The organism is Gilliamella sp. B2785, from assembly GCF_026537005.1.
Lineage (GTDB): Bacteria > Pseudomonadota > Gammaproteobacteria > Enterobacterales > Orbaceae > Gilliamella > Gilliamella apicola_E.
The window spans coordinates 335,443-352,713 of the sequence record NZ_JAFNNC010000002.1 but is presented as its reverse complement, the minus strand read 5'-3'; the positions used below and the strand labels follow the sequence as shown (position 1 = coordinate 352,713).

General features: G+C 34.3%; 13 protein-coding genes. 5 read left to right on the top strand and 8 right to left on the bottom strand.

Going from position 1 to position 17,271, the window contains the following annotated elements:
* Positions 1 to 2 precede the first annotated feature (2 nt).
* From apaH to pcnB, 5 genes are all read right to left on the bottom strand, one after another.
* Entirely contained in the window at positions 3 to 815 is an 813-nt protein-coding gene (gene apaH, locus J3U24_RS03815; RefSeq protein ID WP_065562373.1) for a bis(5'-nucleosyl)-tetraphosphatase (symmetrical) ApaH, read from the bottom strand.
* Between the two features lie 4 nt (positions 816 to 819).
* Positions 820 to 1,617 (bottom strand): 16S rRNA (adenine(1518)-N(6)/adenine(1519)-N(6))-dimethyltransferase RsmA, encoded by a 798-nt coding sequence (gene rsmA, locus J3U24_RS03810; RefSeq protein ID WP_220225160.1) that lies wholly within the window; start codon positions 1,615 to 1,617, stop codon positions 820 to 822.
* Positions 1,610 to 2,923, bottom strand: coding sequence for a peptidylprolyl isomerase SurA (surA, locus tag J3U24_RS03805; RefSeq protein WP_065562371.1), 1,314 nt, complete (start codon positions 2,921 to 2,923; stop codon positions 1,610 to 1,612). The genes rsmA and surA overlap by 8 nt, the downstream gene beginning before the upstream one ends.
* 62 nt (positions 2,924 to 2,985) lie before the next feature.
* Positions 2,986 to 5,367, bottom strand: coding sequence for an LPS assembly protein LptD (lptD, locus tag J3U24_RS03800; protein ID WP_267336696.1), 2,382 nt, complete (start codon positions 5,365 to 5,367; stop codon positions 2,986 to 2,988).
* Positions 5,368 to 5,441: 74 nt separating this feature from the next.
* On the bottom strand, positions 5,442 to 6,743 hold the full coding sequence (pcnB, locus tag J3U24_RS03795) for a polynucleotide adenylyltransferase PcnB (RefSeq protein WP_065734779.1): 1,302 nt from the start codon (positions 6,741 to 6,743) through the stop codon (positions 5,442 to 5,444).
* A gap of 410 nt (positions 6,744 to 7,153) precedes the next feature.
* On the opposite strand from pcnB, the gene oxyR reads away from it, so the two are divergent.
* The 3 genes from oxyR to J3U24_RS03780 all read left to right on the top strand — a co-directional run bounded on the left by oxyR (position 7,154) and on the right by J3U24_RS03780 (position 9,881).
* Positions 7,154 to 8,077 carry a DNA-binding transcriptional regulator OxyR gene (gene oxyR / locus J3U24_RS03790; RefSeq protein ID WP_065562368.1) on the top strand — a complete coding sequence of 308 codons (924 nt, stop codon included), beginning with the start codon at positions 7,154 to 7,156 and terminating at the stop codon, positions 8,075 to 8,077.
* 31 nt (positions 8,078 to 8,108) lie between these two features.
* On the top strand, positions 8,109 to 8,753 hold the full coding sequence (fabR, locus tag J3U24_RS03785) for an HTH-type transcriptional repressor FabR (RefSeq protein ID WP_065562367.1): 645 nt from the start codon (positions 8,109 to 8,111) through the stop codon (positions 8,751 to 8,753).
* 99 nt (positions 8,754 to 8,852) lie between these two features.
* Positions 8,853 to 9,881: an alpha/beta hydrolase family protein gene (locus J3U24_RS03780; RefSeq protein WP_267336697.1), complete on the top strand. Its 1,029-nt coding sequence runs from the start codon at positions 8,853 to 8,855 to the stop codon at positions 9,879 to 9,881.
* Between the two features lie 66 nt (positions 9,882 to 9,947).
* On the opposite strand, the gene pntB is transcribed toward J3U24_RS03780, so the two are convergent.
* Positions 9,948 to 11,342: a Re/Si-specific NAD(P)(+) transhydrogenase subunit beta gene (pntB, locus tag J3U24_RS03775; RefSeq protein WP_267336698.1), complete on the bottom strand. Its 1,395-nt coding sequence runs from the start codon at positions 11,340 to 11,342 to the stop codon at positions 9,948 to 9,950.
* Between the two features lie 15 nt (positions 11,343 to 11,357).
* A complete protein-coding gene (pntA, locus tag J3U24_RS03770) occupies positions 11,358 to 12,890 on the bottom strand; it encodes a Re/Si-specific NAD(P)(+) transhydrogenase subunit alpha (RefSeq protein ID WP_065734782.1) in 1,533 nt (510 codons plus the stop codon).
* Between the two features lie 559 nt (positions 12,891 to 13,449).
* Here pntA and J3U24_RS03765 point away from each other — a divergent pair.
* Positions 13,450 to 14,838, top strand: coding sequence for an MFS transporter (locus tag J3U24_RS03765; protein ID WP_065734783.1), 1,389 nt, complete (start codon positions 13,450 to 13,452; stop codon positions 14,836 to 14,838).
* 49 nt (positions 14,839 to 14,887) lie between these two features.
* On the opposite strand, the gene J3U24_RS03760 is transcribed toward J3U24_RS03765, so the two are convergent.
* Positions 14,888 to 15,613 (bottom strand): DUF4198 domain-containing protein, encoded by a 726-nt coding sequence (locus J3U24_RS03760; RefSeq protein WP_065734784.1) that lies wholly within the window; start codon positions 15,611 to 15,613, stop codon positions 14,888 to 14,890.
* Positions 15,614 to 15,911: 298 nt separating this feature from the next.
* Here J3U24_RS03760 and mukF point away from each other — a divergent pair, with 298 nt between their 5' ends.
* Positions 15,912 to 17,234: a chromosome partition protein MukF gene (gene mukF, locus J3U24_RS03755; RefSeq protein ID WP_065562362.1), complete on the top strand. Its 1,323-nt coding sequence runs from the start codon at positions 15,912 to 15,914 to the stop codon at positions 17,232 to 17,234.
* Positions 17,235 to 17,271 lie beyond the last annotated feature (37 nt).

Genomic DNA, 17,271 nt, shown 5'->3' with positions numbered 1-17,271 from the left:
TTTTAATTTTTCATGTTTTTCTTTTTGAAATATTTTTTATCTTCAAATCGTAAACATGTTAATTTGCCACCCCAACAGCACCCTGTATCGAGTGCGTAAATATTTTCAGGTGTTCCTTTTCCATTCAATGCTGCCCAATGACCAAAAGCAATACTATATTCTGACGGAATTTTACTTGGTAATGAAAACCATGGTTTAAGTTTCGATGGGGCCTCATCTGGTTGATCTTTACAATAAAAATCAAGCCGTCCATCTTCGTAACAGTAACGCATTCTTGTTAAAGCATTAGCAATAAAGCGTAATCGATCTAACCCTTGTAATTCATATGACCATTCATCAGGAAAGTTACCATACATTTTGTCAAGAAAGAGGGGATATGAGTCACTACTTAAAACCTGATGAAGATCATTAGCACATTTTTTCAATGTTTCAAGATCCCATTGTGGAGATATTCCGGCATGAGTCATAATAAGTTTTAATTTTTCATCTATTTGAATTAATGGTTGTTTACGCAACCAATTCATTAGTTCATCGAAATCATCAGCGTGGATGAGTTCGTCAAGATTATCCTTCTTTTTTGATGGTGTAACATTGGCGTAAATTGAGAGTAAATGTAAGTCGTGGTTACCTAAAACTAATCTTATTTGTTCGCTGTTTTGTTTTACAAATCTAAGAACTTCAAGTGATTTTGGTCCTCTAGCAACTAAATCCCCAGTAAGCCATAAGGTATCAGATGATGAAAAATCAGCTTTCTCTAATAGTCGCATAAACTCATCATAACAGCCGTGAATATCACCAATTATTAGATTTGCCATAAGGTTATTTCCAAGCGTTTGCTAATAGACAATATTGTTGTACTGTCAAATTTTCCGCACGTAAATTCGGGTCAATACCTAATTCAGCTATTTGCTCACTGTTAAATAAATTACTTAAGCTATTACGAATTGTTTTACGTCTTTGGTTAAAAGCTTCGGTAGTAATACGTGATAGTACTTTAATATCATTAACTAAATAGGGCTTTTCTTTGTAAGGTATTAGTTTAACTACAGCTGAATCAACTTTAGGTGCTGGTTTAAAAGCTGTAGGTGGTACTTCTAAAACAGGGATGATTTGGCAGTAGTATTGTGCCATAACACTTAATCGACCATAACTTTTGCTGTTAGGTGCAGCAACTAAACGAGTAACAACCTCTTTTTGCAGCATAAAATGCATATCAGTAATGATTGGTGCATATTCGAATAAGTGAAACATCAATGGTGTTGAAATATTATAAGGTAAATTACCAAAAACTCTCAGAGGTTGACCTAATGTATCGGACAATTTGTTGAAATCAAAATTTAGTGCGTCTTGTTCAATCACACTGATTTTATTTTGTAAAAAAGGATTTTCAACTAATCGGCTAGCTAAATCTCTATCAATCTCAATAACAGTTAAATGATCTACCAATTTACTTACAGGTACTGTCAATGCGGCAAGCCCTGGTCCTATTTCAACTAGTGCTTCTCCTTTCTTAGGTTGTATGGCTGCCACAATACTTTCAATAATATAATTATCATGTAGAAAGTTTTGACCAAATCGTTTACGGGCAAAATGACCTTGATGAACACGATTATTCATTCTTACCTTCACCTGTAATTTTGATATATGCATCACCTTTTAACTCTTGAATCCAAACTTGTGCTTCTTCAGCAAATTTTCTATTGAAAATCATCCGATAAGCTTGATCTTTTTTAACTAAGTTTGTACCGTCAGTTTGTCTGGTATCAATTAGTTGGATTATATGCCAACCATAAGATGATTTTATTGGTTGACTGATTTCACCCTTTTTCAATTGTGATAATGCAGTCCTGAAACCTTCATCATAAACTTCTGGCCTATTCCATCCTAAATTACCACCACTATCTTTTGAACCTGTGTCTTCTGAGTTAGCTTTTGCTGCTGCAGCAAAAGTTGTTGCTCCGCTGGTAATGGCTTTGCGAATGTTAATTAATTTTTGTTTAGCCACCTGATCGGTAACTAATACGTTGGTTTTAATTAAAATATGACGAGCATTAACTTCTTGAAGTGTAATTTTTTGTGGTGTTTCAGAACGGTTATCGTCAACTTTTAATATGTGAATCCCAACTCCAGAGCGAATTGGTCCTATAATACTTCCTTTTGGCGCTCGAATTAGTCGTTCCTCAAAAATAGTAGGTAACTCATTTAACTTTTTCCAGCCCATTGATCCACCTTTTAAAGCAAGATCATCATTTGAGTATGACGCGGCTAATTTAGCAAAATTTTCCCCTTTTTTTGCTCGATTGATGATGTCCATCGCTTTATTGGTAGCACTATCAACTTGTTGTTTAGACGCTTTTTCTGGAATAGTAATTAGAATATGACTAATTTTAACATCAATATTGTTAGTTGGTTGGTTAGCTATTGTTTTGGTTAAATGTTCTACTTCTCTGTTAGAGACTTTGATTCTAGGTCGAACTTCATGCAAGCGCGCTTGTTCTATTAGCATATCAGTATGAATACGATCACGATAAGTGCTATAGCTCATGCCCATAGTTGATAATCTGCTTCTTAGTTGATCTATTGTCATACCATTTTCAGCAGCTATTCTATCGATTGCGGCGGTAACTTCATCATCACTAATAGTAATTTTTGCTTTAGCCGCTCTTTGTAAAATTAATTTTTCAACAACAAGGCGATCAATAATTTGTTTTCTAAGTATTTTATCATTAGGTAAAGATTTAGGATCGGCGCTCGCTTTAATCGTTTTGAGCATGTCACTAACATCACTTTCTAAAATGACGTTGTTATTCACAACAGCTGCAACCTGTTCTACCACTTTTGGAGCTGCATTTGCTGAAAAAGGTGTAAAGAGCACTAAATTAACACTCAAGTTTAATGCAATAAAAAGTTTTAATAATTTCATATTTACTCAACTCATTATGTTGTTGCGGTATTAAATTTACCACAATAAATTTATTAGTATGTTTATTCAAATGTTGTTGTATAAGGTAATTTACCAAAGTTTAACATTTTGGCTTGCGTGTCACGATTACTTCCTAAACCTTTAAGTTCAAAGTTAATTGACAGTTTGTTTTTGTATTTACTTATATGTTCTGTGTTATCCCAGTCGGTTAATTTGCGTCCATATTGTACGGTTACTCCCCAACAGCAATCGCTATAATTTACCCCAATAAAACTGTCTGAAATCTGTTTTTGCTTAATATCATAATAATAAGATCCCACAGCACTCACTTTTTCAGATAGTGGCCAACTAACCATAATGCCGGCTTGAGAAAGATCTTGTTTGTAACCTTTATATGCGGAATACTTATACCTGTCATCTACAGTGTCAATATAGTTACGATTGGCATAACGATAAGATAATTGAATTAATTTGTCACCCGATGGTCGATATTCAAACGTTGTATTGGCTAGCGAAATAGTATCGATACGGGTGTCGTATTGAATCCCGCTTCGGAAAATAATATCGTCACTAATTCGCCAGAAATTATCTGTTGCCCAAGTGACACTACCCGTATCAGAATTTTTATCTAATTCATTATTGTGATCACCGGTTTTAGATTTTGTAAAATAGGTAATTTGCCCTAAGGACATATTAAATTTTTCAACTTTGTTACTATCATAAAAACGTGTAGTTACACCCGTTGAAAGTTTATTTGTTGATGCAATACGGTCTAAACCACTATATGTTTGATCTCTAAATAAACCAATATAATCAGCTTGTAAGAGTGTGGAATCGTAATTTCCAATATTTGATTGGTTACGATAAGGGTTATAAGTATATTTCACTCTAGGTTCGAGTGTTTGGCTATACCCATCGATTAGATCAAAGTCTCTTTCAAAAATTACTTTACCATCAATACTAAATTTCGGTATAAAACGATTTACAGTGCGATCTAACTTTATCCCTTCTTTTATGTGTTCAAGATTATTATTATATTTAAATATGTTTTTCTGGTTGTAATGAGTTGCCATAAAACCAGTTTCTGCAGATAAATTTGCCCAAGAATTTGTAACTGTATAATTGATAGTTGGTTCTATATGGACTCGCCAAGCTTCGGGTTCATTATCTGTTGAATTTATAAAATGAGAAAGTTGTGAAAAAGTCTTAAATTTTAATGGTCCCAGCTCGTAGTTATAATAGTTGATATCTAATTGAGGCTGAGTTTGGTAAAGAATATCATAGTGGAATGGTTGGAAGTGTTTGTAACCTAAAGCAACATCCCAATTTTCATCATTGTATGCTAATTTATAAAACTGAGTCAGATATCCAGCTGTTTGAGACGCATATTTAGAACTGAGATCTGTTAAATATTGATTGTCACTGACTCGTGTAGTATCAGCTATAAAACGCCAATTGTAGTTAATTAATTCGTCGTTTTTCCAATAGAATAACCATCGATTACGATTGTTATCGTATCTGTTGCCATTTGTTGATTTTTTTCTATCGTCACTGTATTGATTATCATGCTGTAACCAGTCAAAAGCGAAAGTCCCTAATCCTAATTGATTTAAGTAGCGAAACTCAGTTTGTAACTGTACACCACGGTGTTGTAGTATTCGCGGTGTTATAGTCGCATCATAATTTGGAGCAATGTTCCAATAATACGGTAATGAAAAATCGATACCATCAACACTATCGTAACCAAAACTAGGAATTAACAACCCTGATCGTCTTTTATTGCCTGTAGGCAATTGTAAATAAGGTGAGTAAAGAACAGGTACTTTCTCTATTCTAAATACCGCATTCCAAACTTCTAACAACTGTTCTTCATTATCGTGAATAATTGTTGAACCTGTAATATTCCAAGCACTATCTCCTACAGGACAGGAGGTAAAACTACCATTTTTAAGAATTACATAGCGATTCTTATCAAGTTTGATCTCATCGGCTTCACCTCGTCCAAGTCTATTAACTAATTGATACTCACTTGGATTCATATTGGCATCATTGTTGTTTAGATTCATCGATGCGTGGTTACCTTTGGTTTGTATCATATTATCTTGATAAGTGATATCACCATCGAGTGTAACCATCCGATTATTTGTATCTTTTGAGTCAATCGTCACTTTATCAGCTAAAACTGTACGATTGCCTTGCTCTACATAAACACGACCTTTGTAAATAGCTAAATTAGGATAAAGTCCTTCAAACTCATCTGCCTCTGCATTAATAGGTAATGTATTTATATCTCCATTAACAATTGGTCGCTCAAATTTAGGTACACCAACAAGACACTGCGGATTAGTAGTGTCATTTTGGGGTAAATCTATTGCATAACTGCTATAATTGTACAAAGAAAATGTTACAGCTATAGCAATACGAGAAAGCGATAATTTTTTCATTAATGATTAGAATATGATTATGATTATTTTAATTGAAACATTATAGCGGTTATTTATAAAAGTGCGAATGAAAATTAACGTTTAGTCCGTCGTTTATTCGTTTTACCAAGTTGTCTTACCATGGCTATTTTCTTTTCAGTCGATACTTGTTGAAATTCATCCCACCACTTAGCTAAATCTAAAAGCTCACCTTTTTCGATTGAAGCTCGCATTTCTAATAAATCATAAGCTGCTCGGAACTTCTGATGCTCTAAAATGACAAATGCACGCTTTCCTTCTCGTTTTTTCATTCTTAATTGTAATCGCCACATATCACCCATAACCGCTGTAAAACGTCTTGGTATAGCGATAATACGGCATTGCTCATTTAGTACATCATTAATTGCCATAGAAAAAGAATCGTAATATTGCAAACCGCTCTCAATGCAGTTTAATTGAGTTTGTTCTATAATTGGATACCAAAAAAATGCTGCATATAAAAAAGCAGGGTTTATGCGTTGCTCATTTGCTATACGGTAATCAGTATTTTTTAACACTTGAGCAATCATTTTTTCCATATTTCCTTCATGGTCATGTGTAAATAAACGTTCAACCACTGGAAACAATTGTTTAAATAAATGATACTGCTTTAATAATATATAAGTATCGTAACCATATCCTGATTGTAGTAATTTCAATGATTCATCAAAAAGACGGGCTGAAGGAATATTATTTAATAATGGAGCCAGTTTTTTTATTGGCTCAGCAGTAGCTGGGTCAATTTTCATGTTAAGTTTTGCTGCAAAACGGATTGTCCTTAACATTCTGACTGGATCTTCACGATATCTTGTTTGTGGATCACCAATTAATCGAATAATGCCATTTTGTAAATCTTTTAGTCCACCACAATAATCACGAATTGTATAATCTTTGACGCTATAATAAAGTGCATTCATTGTGAAATCACGACGAACGGCATCTTGCTCTATCGTTCCATAGACATTATCTCGTAATAACATACCTGCTTGTGATCGTTTTGATATGTTCTTTTGTTCACTCTGATCATCATGATCACCTCGGAACGTTGCAACCTCAATTATCTCTTTTCCAAACATAATATGAGCTAAACGAAAGCGTTTACCTATCAAGCGGCAATTTCGAAAGATCTTTTGAATTTGTTCTGGTGTAGCATTTGTCGCAATATCGAAATCTTTTGGTTTTTTACCTAATAGAAGGTCGCGAATACAACCACCTACGAGATAGGCTTCATATCCTTGTTTATTCAATCGATAAAGTACTTTCAACGCATTTTCGCTTATATTCTTACGAGAAATATTATGCTCATTACGTGAGATGGAAATATAATGCGACTCTTGTCGCTCTTTGTGATGGAACATTTTACGATAAAAGCGAGAAACTTGTTTAAAAATAGCGCACCTCGAATTAATAATGGTCTATACTGAAATATAGCGCGCGATTATATCGCAATTAAATCTAACTTTCCATTTTTCTTGAAATAGTTATACCAAGTAAAATAAAGGAAATTTCTTCATATTAATTAAATATTTTATTTGATTTTTTGAACATAATTATCAACAATAGTAATTTATATAGTACAATTAGTTAGATTATTTTTTAACTTAAAAAAAATTAATACAAAATAGATTATCTTATTTATTTTATTAATGACTAATTGATTTAATTAAACTTATACTCTTTTAAAAAAAGATTTTTGATAAAAATAATTATTAATTTGGTTTACAATTAAGAGTATAAAAATATTAACTGATAACTTATTGGGGACTCTATGAATATTCGAGATTTGGAATATTTTGTATCATTAGCTGAATTCCGGCATTTTCGTAAAGCAGCTGATGCTTGTAATGTTAGTCAACCAACACTAAGTGGTCAAATCAGAAAACTTGAAGACGAATTAGGCGTAATGTTACTTGAACGTACTAGTCGTAAAGTATTATTTACTCAAACTGGCATGATGCTTGTTGAGCAAGCTAAAGAAATTTTACGTAATATACAGATTTTAAAAGAGATGGCTAGTCGTCAAGGGGAAGAGATGGCGGGTCCTATGCATATTGGATTAATTCCGACTATCGCTCCATATTTATTACCACATGTGATTACCGTATTACATGAATCCTTTCCTCAACTAGAACTTTATTTACATGAAGCGCAAACTGCCAATATTGTTGCTCAACTTGAAAGTGGAAAATTGGATTGTGCTATTATCGCTCAAGTAAAAGAAACCGCACAATTTATTGAACTACCTTTATTCAATGAACCTATGTTTTTAGCCGTTCCTGCAAATGATGAATTAGCTAGTAAACAGACAGTTAAGCTTTCTAGTCTGAAAGGGAAGAAATTTTTAATGTTGGAGGATGGTCATTGTCTACGCGAACATGCTATGGGGTATTGTTTTCAGGTAGGAATTGATGAAGATAAACAATTTAAAGCGACGAGTTTAGAAACATTGCGTAGTATGATATCAGCAGGACGTGGAATTACTTTATTTCCAGAGTTAGCTGCTCCAAATGAACGTACTCGTGATAATATTTGCTATATTCCATGTACTGATCCTGTCCCAACACGAAGCATCGCTTTAATTTATCGACCTGGTTCTCCATTACGTTCTCGTTATGAAACTATCGCTAAAACTATTCGTGACCATATGCCAAAAGTCTTTGCTGAAAAAGAACGACTGTTAGGCCAGAAATAATTTATATTTCTTATAGCGCAGAATTTAAAAAATGAAAAATGTTAAAACCTGTGGAGTTAGAGCGCAGCAAAAGGAGAGAACTCGTCGAAGTTTAATTGATGCTGCGTTTCATCAACTCAACGCGGAACAAGGTTTTGCAAGTTTAAGTCTGCGCGAAGTTTCCCGTGAGGCAGGTATAGCTGCTACATCATTTTATCGCCATTTTCGTGATATGGATGAGTTAGGTTTAGCGATGGTTGATGAGAGCGGTTTAACTCTTCGTCAATTATTGCGCCAAGCTCGAAAACGTATTGAAAAGGGGGGGAGTGTTCTTCGAACTTCGGTAACCACCTTTATTGAATTTATTGATAAAAACCCTAAAGTATTTTTATTGTTGCTCAGAGAAAAAGCCGGGACTTCTTCAGCATTCAGATCGGCAATTGCACGCGAAATTCAGCACTTTATTGTGGAGCTTGTTGATTATTTAGACAATGCCAACCAAATGCCACATCATTATAATGAAGCTCAAGCCGAAGCAATGGTGACTATCGCATTTAATGCTGGCGCGGAAGCAATTGATTTCGACATAGTACAACGCCAAGAACTAATTGAAGATCTTATATTTCAACTTCGTATGGTTTCTCGTGGCGCTTATTACCTTTATCATAAAGAAAAAATCAAAAATAATAATGAATAATTATTGTAAGTTGAAATCGTTATTTTAACTCACTATTATCAAAACCTATCTTATTGATTAATATTATTTATATAATGCAGTTATATAGGGAATAAGTTAATGGCTAAAGTGTACTATCTGTTTTTTTTCATATATTCAATTTCATTTTTTGGTTATGCAGATTCAAATGTTGGATTTAGGGAAATCCATTATGGAGAAGAAGATGGTAGACCTCTTAACATTGCAATATGGTATCCAACTACTAATCAACAGAAAACAGTATTTATAGGCGATAATGTAGTTTTTTATGGTTCTGAAGTTGTCCCTAACGCAATACCTATCAATGATTCAAGGAAACTTCCGTTAATCGTTGTTTCTCATGGTTACGGTGGTAGCTGGCAAAATTTAAGTTGGCTTACCTATGAACTTGCAGGTAAGGGATATATTATTGCTGCGCCAAATCATCCAGGAACAACTTTTTTTAATAAAGATATTAATCAATCAAGAAAATTATGGCTACGTCCTGAAGACCTAAGTAAAACTATTGATATTTTAAAAGAAGATAAGCTATTAGCTAACCATATTGATATGAATAAAATATCAGCCATTGGGCATTCTCTTGGCGGTTGGACCGTAATAGCGCTTGCTGGTGCAAGATTTGATATTGATCTATTTAAAGAAGATTGTACTGAAAATTCACAATTGAAAGCTTGCCAATTAGTAAATGAACTAGGTCTTGATAACCCAAAATTAACTCAAAGTATGTTAGATTCAAGAATAAAATCATTTATCTCTTTAGATGCAGGGTTAGTCAGAGGTTTTACTCCCGAAAGTCTGAAAAATATTAATATTCCCTCTTTGATTATTGGAGCTGGTGTTGATGTTGGTGATATGAATGTAGAACTTGAATCAGGCTATTTAAGACGGTTTCTTTTAAAATCATTATCTACTTATACTGTTATACCAGATGCGATGCATTTTAGTTTTATACAAGTTTGTAAACCACAGGCGATAGAAATATTAGAGCAAGAAGCTAAAGGCGAAAGTATCATTTGTAAAGATGGCGGGGAACGAACCAGAACCGAAATTCATGATGAAATAATTAATCAAATTTCTACTTTTTTAGATCCCAAAAATTTAAACCCTTAACATCTTATAAAAATACTGCGGCTAAAGCCGCAGTAATATTTTGTATCTACTAAAGACTAATCGTCATTAAAGATTTTGTAAAACTTTTTCAACACTATCTTTGGCATCACCAAATAGCATATAACTATTTTCTTTAAAGAATAGTGGATTTTGAACGCCTGCATATCCGGTATTCATTGAGCGTTTGGATATAATAACCGTTTTTGCTTTCCAAACTTCAAGAACAGGCATACCTGCGATAGGGCTGTTTGGATCTTCTTCCGCTGCCGGGTTAACTGTATCATTTGCACCGATTACCCAAACAACATCTGTATCAGGGAAGTCATCATTGATTTCATCCATTTCTAATACAATATCGTAAGGTACTTTTGCTTCGGCTAATAATACATTCATATGACCAGGTAAACGCCCTGCAACTGGGTGAATACCAAAACGGACTTCTATACCCATACCACGAAGCTTTTCAGTAATATTGCTTACAGCACCTTGTGCTTGAGCAACAGCCATACCATAACCTGGTACGATAATAACTGAACGTGCTTCTTTTAATGTTTGAGCAACTTCTGCTGGCTGCATTTCACGGTATTCACCTTGTTCTTCTTCTGAAGAGCTTGATGCGCTACCATCGCTACCAAAACCACCGGCAATGACGCTGATGAATGAGCGATTCATTGCTTTACACATAATGTAAGAAAGAATTGCCCCTGAAGAACCAACTAAAGCACCGGTTACAATAAGTAAATCATTACCTAACATAAATCCTGCTGCAGCTGCTGCCCATCCAGAATATGAGTTAAGCATTGAAATAACTACTGGCATGTCTGCACCACCAATTGATGCCACAAGATGGAAGCCAAATACTAATGCGATGATAGTCATAACAAATAGACTAACAAGTGCGCCTGCGCCACTTTTCACACCAATAAAAGTAAACATCAAAATTACTGAAACAACGATTGCCGCTAAGTTCCAGTAGTGTTTATAAGGAATAGAAAGTGGTTTAGAGCTAATGCGGCCATTTAGTTTTCCAAATGCAACGACTGAGCCAGAAAAAGTAACTGCACCAATAAAGATACCAATAAAAATTTCTACTAAATGTACAGTAAGTTCACTGCCAGTGAAAACCATAATATTAGAATCTAAGAAGCTATTGAAACCAACGAGAACTGCAGCCATACCAACAAAACTGTGGAGTAGTGCAACAAGCTCTGGCATTTGTGTCATTTCTACTTTTTTAGCAAGATAAAGACCAATAGCTGCACCAATGACCATAGCAATAATGATCCAGTGTAGTCCGCCTTTAATACTTGCAATAGCAGCAATAAGTGCAATTACCATACCAACCATGCCATAAATGTTTCCAGATTTGGCTGATTCTTGATTTGATAGTCCTCGTAAACTAAATATAAAAAGTAATGCAGCAAGAACATAGGCTGCTTGAATTATTCCATGACTAAACATTATCAATAATCTCCTTTACTTGCCACGTTGAAACATTTTTAGCATTCTTTGTGTAACAAAAAATCCACCAAAAATATTGATACTAGCAATTAAAATAGCAACAAAGGCAATTGCCGTAGTTAAGCCATTATCATCACCGACTTGCAGTATTGCACCTACTAATATGATACCAGAGATAGCATTAGTAACTGACATTAATGGTGTATGTAATGAATGAGTTACATTCCATACTACGTAATACCCTACTACACAAGACAAAGCAAATACAGTGAAGTGTCCTAAAAAGGTTTCAGGAACCACATTAGCTAACCAGAAATAAGCAATAATCAATAAAGCTAAAATGCCAAATTTTTTTGCAGGTTGCATTGGTGTTGGTTCTGGTTTGGCGATAGGTTCAACCGCTTTTTTCTGTGGTTGTGCAGAAACTTGAATTGGTGGAGCTGGCCATGTTATTTCTTTATCTTTAACGACAGTTACGCCACGAATCACAACATCGTCAAAATTAATGTCGATGTTACCATCTTTTTCTTTGGCGAGTAATTTTAATAAGTTAACAATGTTAGTTCCATATAGTTGTGATGCTTGTGCCGGCATTCGGTTAGCTAAATCTGTGTAACCAACTATTTTAACATTATTATCTGTTTCGAATACTTCACCCGGTTTGGTTAATTCGCAGTTGCCACCAGTTAAGGCTGCTAAATCAACAATAACACTACCTGGTTTCATTGACTCAACCATCTCTTTAGAGATAAGTTTTGGCGCAGGTTTACCTGGAATTAATGCTGTAGTGATAATAATATCAACATCTTTTGCTTGTTCAGCAAATAAAGCCATTTCAGCTTCAATAAAGGCTGCAGACATTTGTTTTGCGTAGCCATCTCCAGAACCAGCTTCCTCTTCGAAATCTAATTCTAAAAAGTCAGCACCCATACTATTGATTTGTTCAGCAACTTCTGGACGTGTATCAAATGCACGAACAATAGCACCTAAACTAACTGCTGCACCAATTGCTGCAAGACCAGCAACACCAGCACCGATTACCAATACTTTTGCTGGTGGTACTTTACCTGCAGCAGTGACTTGACCGGTAAAAAATCGACCAAATTGGTTCGCAGCTTCAATAACAGAGCGATAACCTGCAATGTTAGACATAGAACTTAATGCATCTAGTGATTGAGCTCGTGAAATACGAGGCACACAATCCATTGCCATTACAGTAATATTTTTAGTGGCAAGTTTTTCTAAAAGCTCTTTATGTTGAGCTGGGTAAATATAACTAATGAGTGTTAATCCCTCTTTCATCAGAGCGATTTCATCATCAGTTGGCGCGTGAAATTTTAAAATAAGATCATTTTGCCAAATATCCTTTGTGTTTTGAATAGTGGCCCCAGCATCAATAAAAGCTTGGTCTTCAAAATGAGCAGCGTGTCCAGCACCTTGTTCTACTGAAACTGTAAATCCAAGTTTTAATAGTTGTCCAACAGTTTGAGGTGTTGCTGCAACCCTAGCTTCATTGGCTAACCGTTCTTTTGGTATACCGATATGCATTACGTTACATCCTTATGTTAAAAAAGATTATTCATGTCTCCCGATTTTAGCACAAATTAGCGACAGTGCGAGTAGGTAATTTATTTTTTATTATCGAAATCTTAATATTAAATTTAATAATAAGTGGATTTTAAATCTGAGAATTGAAATTAGAATATTTCTCTTGTAATCAGTGTGAATAGTTTGTTTTAAAAGTGAACTATCTTAATCGCCATTAAGAACACCTCTGTTTGCCAAAAAAAATTGTTTTTTCTACCTATGGTTAAATATTAATTAGATATTTCAATTGGTGAGTGAGTTATCAGACTAAGTTTTGCAATTATCTGATAATTCAACAAGGTTAATTTGAACTTTAATTAATATTTCATAGTCAGCTGAAAACATCAACGACAGCACTATCTCTGATAATAACCTTTTATTGGTTTTATACGTGAGAAAATAAAATTATTGATATTTAATTATATATCAAATAGATACAAATAAAGAATCATCTCATTTGAGTATAGTTATTAATGATATTCAAATGCCGATCAATTGAAACATTTAATGAGGTAAATATATGGCAGATCTAAGCCAGAAAAAAAATAATATCTTGGCTTTAATGGTTGCTTTGCTTGCTGCATGTGTTGCTTTCCAACTTAATGCAAGTATGTTAAGCCCAGTGTTAGTTACTATAGCGAAAGAATTAGGAACTAATGATGCAGCTGTCGGACTATCTCAAACTTCTTTTTTTACAGCAGCTGCACTATTTTCACTATTCTTGCCCCGATTAAGTGATATAAAAGGGCGAAAAAAAGTATTAACAGCCATGTTGATTATAATGACTTTAGGTACAGTCATTGCTGCTATTGCTCCGAATATTGAAGTTTTGTATGTTGCTCGCATTATTCAAGGTGTATCAGGGCCAGTGGTTCCATTATGTTTGTTAATGTTAAGTTTTGAAGTAAAAGACGTTAAGCAATATGGTATGTTAATGGGTATCATAACAGCAGTAAATGGTGGTATTGCTGGTGTTGATGCTATTGCGGGAGGTTTACTTGCTACGCATTTTGGCTTCCGGTCTGTATTTTGGATTATAGCTATTGTTGCAGCAATTTCGACTTTTTTTGTTCATCGTTTTGCGTCAGAATCTCAGCCCTCTAAAGGTACCAAGATGGATTGGTTAGGTGTTTTGTTAATTGTTTTAACAATAGCTGCGTTATTACTTGCACTTAATGAAGCCGGTAAACTTGACAATGCTAATTGGCTGATTGTTAGTGGTTTAAGTTTATTGGCTTTTTTATGTTTTATTTTATTTTGGAATGTAGAAAAAAGAAGTAAGCAACCTTTAGTCACAATCAATCATTTGAAAAAACGTGCCACCTGGGCGTTGTTATTAACAACCACATTAACCATGACTGGGATTTTTGCCATCGTTAATGGTTTAGTGATGTCAATTGCCCAAAATCATGAAATAGGTTTTGGGTTAGACGCAGATTGGGCATCATTAATTTTTCTCACGCCTTATGCTTTAATTGGTTGGTTTGTTGGGCCATTTTCAGGAAGATTGGCACCAATAATGGGATATAATAAAGTGCTCAAATTAGGTTTAGTGGGTTGTATTATTGGTATTTTGGTTATTATGTTTTATGGCATTCATTCTTTACCTATTTTATCGGTTGGCGTGATTGTTTTAGGTATTTTTTATGCTGGAATGGCTAATATCATTTTAAATGGATTAGGTATCGTCTTATCTCCTACTGATAATCCAGGATTTTTACCTGGTATGAATGCAGGGGCATTTAATTTAGGTGCTGGTTTGAGTTTTGCTTTATTGCCAGCAATTCAAATGATAAATGGAAACACAATTGATGGTTACTTTAATGGTATGTTGTTAGGTTTAATCATTACGGTGTTAGCTCTATTTTGTAGTTTTCTTATACCTCGTCCGATTAGTGCTGAAGTTTAAAAAGATAATTATAAAAAACGGGATAATGATCCCGTTTTTTATATATAAATTAATCTTCTTCAGGAATTAATGTAAAAACTAATGTAGTAAAAAATTTGTCTTGGGTAGCTAATTGACTATCTTTAAGCGGGAAACCAATTTCAACACCTATAACGTTTAAACCTTGATTTGGTACAATAATAGTAGCCTGGCCTTTATCATCAGTTTTCACTGTTTTGTCTAAATTATTTACAACATCGATGATGACAGGTGTATTGGTTAGTGGTTTACCATCTTTGAAAACGGTTATCGGTAAATTGTCGCCTCGTTTTAATTTTGTTGGGTCAATAGAAGGAACAATTTGTAGTGGAATATCTTCTATTATTTTGGGTTTGTTAACGGATGATAAATAGTTGACACTATATTTTATGGCATGAGTGCCCTTATCTGCACCTTTAACTTGATTCATCGGCAAATTAACGTATTTACCATCCGAATTTTTGGTCCAATAACCATAATCAAAATCAACTGTTACTACAGCTGTATCTTTTGCAGGTTCGATGGTCACAAAGTTATTATGTGCTGTTTTTGAAACGGATAGTACCGACCAATCACTATTATAAGCTTTAACTTTTTTCACCATTTCAGGTTGATAGCCATTATCTAAAGGTCCTTCACCTAAAATAATCTGCTTTTGATCGACTCGATCAGTAATCCATATACCATGAGCTGTCACGGATTGTGAAATTAAACCCATTAAAGTCCCCAATAAAACTGATAATAATACTTTACGCATAGATACCTCAATATTTTAAATGAAAACGATAATTATTATCATTTTTATATTTATATAAGTCAATTTAAATATAAAGTTAATTGGCTAATAAATTGGTCTTTTTTGTCTTGGTAACAAGATTATTTAAGAAAATTAAATATTGGTTATCACATCTAATAATAAATCCTAAACTTAGCTATTTTTAACTACTACAATTTGTTATATAATCGATAAAATTTTGTCCATAACACAATATATTGTGTTTCTCATATTATTTTAAGATGTCGCGATGTTGTGCATCTTTAATTAAGGAATCACTATGATGGATTTTTCCCAATCAGTGCCAGAACTGGTCTCTTGGGCAAAAAAGAATGATTTTTCGATTGCTCTACCTGTTGAGCGATTAGCCTTTTTATTAGCAATTGCTGTATTAAACAGTGAGCGCTTTGATGGCGAAATGACTGAATCTGAATTAATTGACGGATTCAGACATGTCTCTCAGATCTTTGAGCAAAGTGAAGATACTATTACTGTTCGAGCTAACAATGCCATTAATGATCTAGTGCGCCAACGTTTAATTACTCGCTTTGCTAGCGAAATGACCGATGGTTATTCTATTTATCGTTTGACTCCACTAGGAATCGGCATTTCTGATTACTATATACGCCAACGAGAATTTTCGACATTACGCTTATCTATTCAGCTTTCTATTGTTGCACAAGAATTAAAGCGAGCAGCAGATGCGGCCCTTGAAGGTGGCGATGATTTACATTGGCATCGAAATGTTTTTGCTCCATTAAAATATTCTGTTGCAGAAATTTTTGACAGTATTGATATCACTCAGAGAGTAATGGATGAACAACAAGCTGAAGTTAAACAAAATATTTCAGCATTGTTAAGCCAAGATTGGCAAGCAGCCATCAGTAGTTGTGAAGGTTTACTTACCGAAACATCACAAACATTGCGTGAGCTGCAAGATACGTTGGCAGCTGCAGGTGATAAGCTACAAGCCAGTTTGCTTCTGATACAAGATGCCACATTAGATAATCCAGATCTTGATAAAATTAACAATGTTGTTATGGATCTGCAAGGAAAACTAGACCGAATTATTGGCTGGGGACAAAAAGCAATAGACCTATGGATTGGTTATGATAGACACGTTCATAAATTTATTCGTACAGCAATCGATTTAGATAAGAATCGAGTTTTTTCTCAGCGATTACGTAAATCGATTCAAAGCTATTTTGATTTACCATGGTCACTCACTTTTGCTAATGCTGAGCGTTTACTTGATATGCGTGATGAAGAGTTAGCACTGCATGAAGCAGAAGTGACGGGTGAATTACCATCCGAGCTTGAGTTTGAAATGATTGAAGAAATTCAAGAACATATTATTTCGCATATAGAACAAAATTTATTGATCTTTAAACAAGAAAATAAACCACTTGATATGAGTAATGCAATTCATAGCTATTTAGCACAGTTCCCACGTGAACAACATTTTGATATTGCAAGACTGTTTATTGATCAGGCTATTCGATTAGGTGTTGCCGAAGGCGATTTACTCGGTATCCCAGCCGAATGGAAACCTATTAACGATTATGGAGCTAAGGTACAAGCACATGTCATCAACAGATATTAATGATTTAGAAATAGAACAAACTTCCCATCATCTTGAT

Bases quoted from the DNA above. Each gene is read 5' to 3' on its own strand.
- apaH (WP_065562373.1), bottom strand. From the start codon at position 815: ATGGCAAATCTAATAATTGGTGATATTCACGGCTGTTATGATGAGTTT.
- rsmA (WP_220225160.1), bottom strand. From the start codon at position 1,617: ATGAATAATCGTGTTCATCAAGGTCATTTTGCCCGTAAACGATTTGGT.
- surA (WP_065562371.1), bottom strand. From the start codon at position 2,923: ATGAAATTATTAAAACTTTTTATTGCATTAAACTTGAGTGTTAATTTA.
- lptD (WP_267336696.1), bottom strand. From the start codon at position 5,367: ATGAAAAAATTATCGCTTTCTCGTATTGCTATAGCTGTAACATTTTCT.
- pcnB (WP_065734779.1), bottom strand. From the start codon at position 6,743: ATGTTCCATCACAAAGAGCGACAAGAGTCGCATTATATTTCCATCTCA.
- oxyR (WP_065562368.1), top strand. From the start codon at position 7,154: ATGAATATTCGAGATTTGGAATATTTTGTATCATTAGCTGAATTCCGG.
- fabR (WP_065562367.1), top strand. From the start codon at position 8,109: ATGAAAAATGTTAAAACCTGTGGAGTTAGAGCGCAGCAAAAGGAGAGA.
- J3U24_RS03780 (WP_267336697.1), top strand. From the start codon at position 8,853: ATGGCTAAAGTGTACTATCTGTTTTTTTTCATATATTCAATTTCATTT.
- pntB (WP_267336698.1), bottom strand. From the start codon at position 11,342: ATGTTTAGTCATGGAATAATTCAAGCAGCCTATGTTCTTGCTGCATTA.
- pntA (WP_065734782.1), bottom strand. From the start codon at position 12,890: ATGCATATCGGTATACCAAAAGAACGGTTAGCCAATGAAGCTAGGGTT.
- J3U24_RS03765 (WP_065734783.1), top strand. From the start codon at position 13,450: ATGGCAGATCTAAGCCAGAAAAAAAATAATATCTTGGCTTTAATGGTT.
- J3U24_RS03760 (WP_065734784.1), bottom strand. From the start codon at position 15,613: ATGCGTAAAGTATTATTATCAGTTTTATTGGGGACTTTAATGGGTTTA.
- mukF (WP_065562362.1), top strand. From the start codon at position 15,912: ATGATGGATTTTTCCCAATCAGTGCCAGAACTGGTCTCTTGGGCAAAA.